This is a genomic window from Cysteiniphilum sp. (assembly GCF_057495195.1).
Map to the genome: position 1 here is coordinate 1 of NZ_JBXTEF010000118.1, position 3,933 is coordinate 3,933.

At 39.2% G+C, this 3,933-nt stretch carries 4 protein-coding genes; all 4 read left to right on the top strand.

Annotation, left to right across the window (positions count from 1 at the left end; all coding sequences use genetic code 11):
- The coding region (locus ACY10D_RS10365) for a VirB4 family type IV secretion/conjugal transfer ATPase (RefSeq protein WP_487000660.1) at nt 1-2,322 on the top strand (2,322 nt) is incomplete at its 5' end.
- A 20-nt stretch (nt 2,323-2,342) separates the two neighbouring features.
- Nucleotides 2,343-3,086 carry a type IV secretion system protein gene (locus tag ACY10D_RS10370; protein WP_487000661.1) on the top strand — a complete coding sequence of 248 codons (744 nt, stop codon included), beginning with the start codon at nt 2,343-2,345 and terminating at the stop codon, nt 3,084-3,086.
- A 70-nt stretch (nt 3,087-3,156) separates the two neighbouring features.
- Nucleotides 3,157-3,366 carry a hypothetical protein gene (locus ACY10D_RS10375; RefSeq protein ID WP_487000662.1) on the top strand — a complete coding sequence of 70 codons (210 nt, stop codon included), beginning with the start codon at nt 3,157-3,159 and terminating at the stop codon, nt 3,364-3,366.
- 49 nt (nt 3,367-3,415) lie between these two features.
- Nucleotides 3,416-3,850, top strand: coding sequence for a hypothetical protein (locus ACY10D_RS10380; protein ID WP_487000663.1), 435 nt, complete (start codon nt 3,416-3,418; stop codon nt 3,848-3,850).
- The last annotated feature ends 83 nt before the right edge of the window (nt 3,851-3,933 follow it).

Consider the following 3,933-nt stretch of genomic DNA (forward strand, 5'->3'; position numbering starts at 1 on the left):
CACGTACACGGTGAATCTGATTTTACCAAAGAGTTTACGGCTAAATATCGCGATAAGTACCAAAATGCAGAGCTATACCGCAATGAGCTTTACATTACCGTGGTCTATCGCGGTTTATCTGGGTTACTTAAGCCCAGTAACTTATTTAGTCGCTTTAAAAAGTCACCGAGCAATCAAACTTTTGTCACTATGGAAGAGCGCGACAATATCAGCGAAGCGATTGGCAAACTCAACGCTAAATTGCATGAGGTCTGTGACCAATTAGGCAAAGATAATGATTTTCATGCTGAGGTGATTGATGATGTAGACGAGGAAACTGACAAAAACCTCGAATACTCCAATGTTTTAAGTTTTCTGGGATCATTCGTTAATGGCTTAGAAAAGTTAAACTATCATTATCCCAATGAGCCTATGTTTGGCTATAACAGCAAAAACAAGGCTAAAGAGTTTTCAAAGTACCCTTACGGCAACATTGGCGAGTTTTTGGCATGTGGTGAGCCTGTGTTCTCCAAAAAGCTTAAGCGCTACCTTATCAATGAAAGAAGCACAGGAGAGGCGTTTTTAGGCTCTATAATCAATGTAAAGAACTATGGGGTAGGGACAACCCCTATTTCTTTCGATCGTCTCTTACGGACGGATTCTGAGCTTTTAATCACGGTGTCATATTTTCCATTAACGCGTGATCAATCATTGCGTAAAGCAAAGCGGGCACGTGAGAAGCATGTTTCAACAGGCGATAAGGCAGAATCTCAGATTGAACAGATCGTTGAGCTTGAGGATGATGTGGCTTCGGAGCATGTTTCTATGGGCGCATTTCATAACTCAGTCATGGTCTTGTCTGAGTATGACAAAACCCAAGCCTTAAGTAGCCAGAAAAAACTAGATCGCAAATGTCATGAAGTGATTAAAATTTACAGTGAAGCGGGTATGCGCGCATTTGTTGAAACATGGAATACCAATAGCGCATTTTGGGCGCAATTTCCTTGTAATCGCAAATATATTATGCGCTCTCGTCCTGTAACAAGTGATGTTGTTTGTCATTTTTTCCCTTTGCATAACTACCCAACTGGGCATACGCATCGCACCCATTTGGGTGAGGGTATTTGTTTAATTGACACGCCCAGTCAAACCCCTATGTGGTTTAACTGGCATTCAAAAGGCTCAGGCTCTAAAACTGAGATCGAGCCAGCGCATTCATTCATGGCAGGAGCTAATAAGTTCGGTAAAACCGTGTTTTTGCTTACGATGAATGCCTTATCTGAAAAATACGGCACACGCTCATTTTTGTTTGACTATGAGCATGGCATGTATGCCTATGCCAAGTTCACCAATAGCCCATACATGAGCTATGATGTTGAAAGCGGCAAGGACATTAAACACAATCCTTTTTTGATGAAAGACTGCAAAGACACGCGACTTTTTTGTTTAGATTTCTTATGTGACATAGCGCGCGATGAAAAAGAAACCGCTTTAAATTCTGAAACACTGAAAATTGAGATTGATGCAGAAGTCAAAGAAGAGCTTAAAAACTGTGTTAACTATGCCTTTGAGCATATCCCAGTGGAGCAACGGACGTTATCAAATGTCTGTGATTTGTATCTAAGCCCTAAGTTTTCACGTTGGACGCAATTAAAACCCTTTTTAAGGGCTAATGCCGCTAAACAGCGTGATGATGGCGAATACTGTGAGTTCTTTGATAATGATGAGGATATATTCAACGGTGATCAAAGAAAAACATTTTTTGAAACCTCAAAACTGAAAGAACAGCCACGCTTAAAAACTGTATTGCTAAAGTATTTGTTTTACAAAATCAAAGATTCACGCAACTATCACAATGACCCTGTGGCAATTACTATTGATGAAATGTGGTACAACTTGGATGACCCGAGTTGGGCGGGATGGATGAAAGCAGAGCTTGCCACTTTACGGAAAAAAGACATGCACATTTTAGGGGCGACACAATCCGTTGACAGTTTAATTGATTCACCAATTGCCAAGCAGTTTTTAACTAACTGCGCGACAACGATTTTTGCACCTAATGGCAGCGCATCCGTTGAGGGATACAAGGATTTCAACCTAACGCCAAGTGAGTTTGCTTTTATCAAAAAAACGCCTATCACCAAAAGGCTGTTTTTGTACAAACAGGCGCATGAAACGGCAATCGGTAAGTTAAACCTTGCGGGCTTTGATCGTTATTTAGCGGTACTTTCAAGTAATCCAAAGGTGAATAAGGTTTTAAATGCGCTATTAGATGAACATCAGGCGCACGATAACCCTGAAAGTGTCCGTGAGCTTTACTACGAAAAGCTTGGCATTAAGTAGTAGATAAGGAGTATTAAAAAATGTTTACAAAACTTCGGTTTAAAAAAATGTTGCTTTCTGTCATGTTAATCTTAATGTTTTTTCATTCATCCTATGCAATATTTGGTGTTGGTGATGTGGTTATTGATCCAACACAAGTTGCTAAAACTATAGAAATGATTAAACAATTAGATTCACAGTTAAGTCAAATGAAACAGCAGTACGGACAAATGGTTAATGAGGTGAATTTGTCACAGCAGAATATCCAGAACATTACAGGGAATTATAAAATGGGTGGCATTTTAAATAGCACAGAGGATTTGACCAATCGCAAATGGTCAGCTCCAGATTGGCAGGAAGCATTAAAGGGTGTTGCTGGTGGTAATAACGAACGCTACAAGGAATTACTAGCGGCTTATCAAAAAGATCATGCTGTGATCTCCGTTGATGATTATGGCAAGACAAGCTCAGCAAGTGATGCGAATAATTATAAGCAGTCGGTAGAAACTAACCAGACAGCGGCAACAATGGCGCGCGCTGAATATAACAAGATCAATGACTACTTAGATCAATTACATCAGATCGGGCAGCAGATCGAATCATCACAGAACAAAAACACAAAATCAGCGATTGATTTAAATTCGAGGGTATCGCAACAGCTTGGCTATATCATGCTTGAGGTGGTACGGATGCAATCGGTATTAGTTAACCTCATGGCACAAAGTCAATTCCAAGGGGTGTATGGTAGTTCTGAGCAGAATCAGTTTTTAGCGATACCGAAATAGGAATAAGTTTTTAAATTAACAAAATAAGCAAAATAAGCAAAATAACCAATCAAACACAAAGGGCGAGAAAATGAAGAACAAACAGCAAATTAAATTAGCAAAAGCCAATACAAATAAAGCAAGAAAAGCACAACAAGTTAAACGCATGATGGCATTATCTGGCTTGGTTTTTGGTGGGTTACTAATGGTAGGGTGTGCGCATCAGGATTTGACCGCGCCATGCCCTAACTTTGGTAACTCATGCACTCAAACCCCAATCAATCATTGGGATACAAACTAGCGTCAAACAAATATAAGCAAAAGAAGTAATAACAAAGGAGTGAGCCAACATGATTAAGTTAAATACAGCAAAACAAATTAAAAAACTAATGATTGCTACAGGTGTTTTGTCTGCCATTTTTTTAGTGGGGTGTAATAGCCAGCCATCGGGTAAGCCGTTAAGTCAATTAACAAAGGCGGATGTGTTGAAAATTCGAGATACAATGCTTAGTGATTCAGCACCTTTCATTAAATATTTAGCCTATTCTCAATGTGTAGAGCGATTAAATACATTTAATAAACATCCAGACGATATGGCATCAAAACTTGATTATAGCGGTAAGTACAAACAAGACTGTGAAAGCTTGTTTGTTAAGGTTAAAGAAGCGTTAACCAAAGAGGGATACTCGGTTACAGATAAAGAGGTTAAAAACGATAAACTTGCTAAGAAAATGGCTACTTATGCAAGTGGGTATCCTCCATTAAGCTTAAGCGCCACAAAATAAAAGGAACTACTACCTCATCCTTTAAATAAGTAAATATTATGTCGCCTGTAGAACTCTTCCCTTATATGTCCATTTAAATGGCT

Coding starts and splice junctions, on each gene's coding strand:
- ACY10D_RS10370 (WP_487000661.1), top strand. CDS start 2,343: ATGTTTACAAAACTTCGGTTTAAAAAAATGTTGCTTTCTGTCATGTTA.
- ACY10D_RS10375 (WP_487000662.1), top strand. CDS start 3,157: ATGAAGAACAAACAGCAAATTAAATTAGCAAAAGCCAATACAAATAAA.
- ACY10D_RS10380 (WP_487000663.1), top strand. CDS start 3,416: ATGATTAAGTTAAATACAGCAAAACAAATTAAAAAACTAATGATTGCT.